This is a genomic window from Streptomyces apricus (assembly GCF_008369065.1).
Classification (GTDB): domain Bacteria; phylum Actinomycetota; class Actinomycetes; order Streptomycetales; family Streptomycetaceae; genus Streptomyces; species Streptomyces apricus.
Map to the genome: position 1 here is coordinate 1 of NZ_VDFC01000179.1, position 1,891 is coordinate 1,891.

Genomic DNA, 1,891 nt, shown 5'->3' on the forward strand with positions numbered 1-1,891 from the left:
GGGGGTGAAGGCGGTCCGGCGGAGCACGCCTCGCGAGGGCTTCGCCCCGTCGTCCTGCGCGAGGTGCGCGCCGACCTCCCCCTGCTGGTGTGCCTCGCCGTACTGGTGGCGCTGCTCACCGGGATCGCCGCCGCGGGCCCGGGCCTCCTCGACCGGCTCGCCGGACGCGCACTCACCGCCCGGCTGGCACAGGAGCAGCGGGCGGAACCCGGCATCCTGTTCGGTGCGCAGTTCGAGCCGGTGAGCGAGCAGGTCTCCGAAGCGTGGGGGAGCGACCTGGCCAAGGATCTGCTCGCGGTCACCGAGGTCATCCGGAACGCGGCGCCCGACGCCCTGGAGGGCGGCCTCGTACACGACTCCACCCGGATCGACCTGCCGCTCCTCGACACCAGGACGGCCGCCGGGAACGTGGGACTCGGCCTGATGTACGCCTCCGACGCGCCGGGCCGCGGCTCCTACGCCGAGGGGCGGCCGCCCGACCCGGACAGCGACGTTCTTGAGATCGCCGTCTCCACCCGCACCCGCGACACGCTGAAACTGCGGCTCGGCCAGCAACTCACCCTCACGCCGGGGGCGTTGCAAGACGTCGAGGCCACGGCCGTCGTCGTCGGCGTCTACAGGGCGGCCGATGGCACCGATGGCACCGATGGCACCGATGGCACCGATGGCACCGGCGGCACCGATGGCACCGGCGGCACCGATGGCACCGGCGGCATCGAGGGCGCCGGCAGCGACCGGCTGCTGCGTGAGCACCCGCTGCTGACCCGCCCCTCACGGCATCCGCCGCGCAGCGCGTCCGGACTCGACTGGGAGGCCCGCGCCCTCGTCGCGCCCCGCACCGTCACCACCCTCCAGAGGCAGGCCGACGCCCTGCTCACCGCCACGTGGAGCATGCGCCTGGACCTCGGCACCCGTACCGCCGCACGGTTCGCCGACGAGCAGGGACAGCGCGAGCTGCAACGCCTGCTCGCCGCCTATCCGGACGACGCACGGAGCGTCTTCTGTGGTGACATCGCCGACTACGGAGGCATGTACTGCCAGATCGGCCCGCACTCGTCCTCCACCCTGCGGGACAGCACACATCTACCCACCGTGCTCACCGACTTCGGCCGCCAGTGGCGCCAGGGCCGCGTCGTGATCTCCTTCGCGCTGGCCTCCCTGCTCGTCGTCGGCCTGCTCACCGCCGCGGTCACCGCACTGCTCGCGGTGCGCCGCGGCCTCGACGCCCACCGGCTGCAGCGCGCCCGTGGCGCCTCCGCGACCGGACTCGCGCTGACGAGGGCGGCACAGACCGCACCGGCCGCGCTGCTCGGACTCGCTACGGGCCTCGCCGCCGCCCGCTCGCTCCCGGACAGCCCACCCGCGTACCGGTACGGGCTGCTGGTCGCCGTACTCGTCTGGCTTCCGCTGCCCGCCCTCACCTGGTACGCCCTGCGGGAGCGCGCCGTCAGCGCCGGCAACGCTGCCAGTGCCGTCCGCGCCGGACACGGTCCTCCGGTGCCGTACGCGTCGGGCCGCCGTCTCGTCGCCGAGGCGGGGGTGCTGCTGCTCGCGGCGGCCGGTGTGTTCGCGCTGCGGACCCGGGGCACGGCCGCCGGTGCCKGACCCGATCCGCTGCTCGCCGCCGTGCCCGCGCTGCTGGGGCTGGCCACCGTCGTGGTGCTGGTGCGCTGCTACCCGCCGCCCCTACGGGTCCTGGCGCGCTGGTCCGCCCGGCGGCGCGGTGTCGTGGCCCTCGTCGCGCTCTCCCGGGCCGCGCAGGAGGCACCCGCCCGGGCCCTCGCCCTGCTGGTCCTGGTGGTGACGCTGGCCGGAGCGGTGTTCGGCGGGCTGGTCGCCGGGACACTGGCGGACGGCCGCCGTGAGGCCGCCGCCTGGCAGGTCGGCGCCG

At 75.4% G+C, this 1,891-nt stretch carries 1 pseudogene; it reads left to right on the forward strand.

What is annotated here, in order from left to right:
• Positions 1–63: 63 nt before the first annotated feature.
• A pseudogene (locus tag FGF04_RS39020) lies at positions 64–1,891 on the forward strand (hypothetical protein); the annotation flags it as partial.